General features: G+C 22.4%; 1 protein-coding gene. It reads left to right on the forward strand.

What is annotated here, in order from left to right:
- The coding region (locus ACQW0Y_RS02935; protein WP_427867657.1) for an IS30 family transposase at positions 1 to 1092 on the forward strand (1092 nt) is incomplete at its 5' end.
- Positions 1093 to 1225: the final 133 nt, after the last annotated feature.

Below are 1225 nucleotides of genomic sequence, written 5' to 3' on the forward strand. Positions count from 1 at the left end.
TTTATGATTGAACTGCTTAAGTCTGAAAGTTCTTTGAATATTATTGCTAAAAAGTTAAATCGTAGTATTAAAACGGTAAAGAAACATTTTAATAGAATGAAAGATTATCAAAAATATATTGACAAAAATGGTAAGGTGCCAATATGTCAACATTGCAAAAAGAAAATAGATTCCGCCTCTGTTTTATCTATTGAATATTGAGTTTATAAAACAAAAGAAATTAGAGAAAAGCCACAAAAAATAATCAAAGAAACTACAAAAAATATATATAAACCAATGTTTGAGTTTTTTAAAAATTATCAAAAAATATATGAAAAAATAAAAAAACTATCACCAATAAATAAAGCAAAATTGCCTCAAAATAAGTATAAATTTTTGCAAAAACGTTCAGTAGCAAATCTTATTAATGACTTTAAAAAATATGCTAAAGAAAATAATATTGAAATTGCAATACCGTCTTTACAAGCTATTTATTATCTAATAAATAATCATAAACTTATTGACTTTAAAATTCTTCCAATTAAGAAAACGTTTACAGTTTCAAAAGTAAAGAAAAGAATGACAAAGCGATCAAGAATTACTTTTGCTAAAAGTATTGAAGAAAGGCCAGAATATATTAATAACAGAAGTGAATTTGGTCATTATGAAATTGATACTGTAATTCTTAATAAAAGATCAAAATATTGTTACTTAACCTTATTAGAAAGAAAAAGTAGAAAACTATTTATTAAAGTTATTCAAAGAAACTCTGATTCAATGGCAAATGGACTAAAAACTATTATTAAAGAAAACAAATTAAAAATTAAAAGTATAACGATGGACAACGGATCTGAAAATGTTAAATTAAATACTATTGATAAAAAAATTGATATTTATGTCTGCCATCCTTATTGCTCTTTTGAAAAAGGTTCTATTGAAAATTGTCATAAATTCATTAGGCAATTTATACCAAAAGGAATTAATAGAAAATATGCTTTAATTGATGAATTTGTTCTAAAAATGCAAAATGAAATTAATTCTTTAAACCGTAATTATAAAGACTTAAAAATTCAAACTTTTGCATCAAAAATGTTTGAAGATCAAAATATATAATTTAGAAACTCTTAAGCTTTTACAAAGCCGTTTTTTAGCATATAATTTTTTATATAAAAACAGTTGTTTAATTATCGAAATATATATTTTTACAAAAACAGAAATAACTGGAACGCCAATGTTTTAAATTTTA

The organism is Mycoplasmopsis arginini, assembly GCF_965278885.1.
Lineage (GTDB): Bacteria > Bacillota_I > Bacilli_A > Mycoplasmatales > Metamycoplasmataceae > Metamycoplasma > Metamycoplasma arginini_B.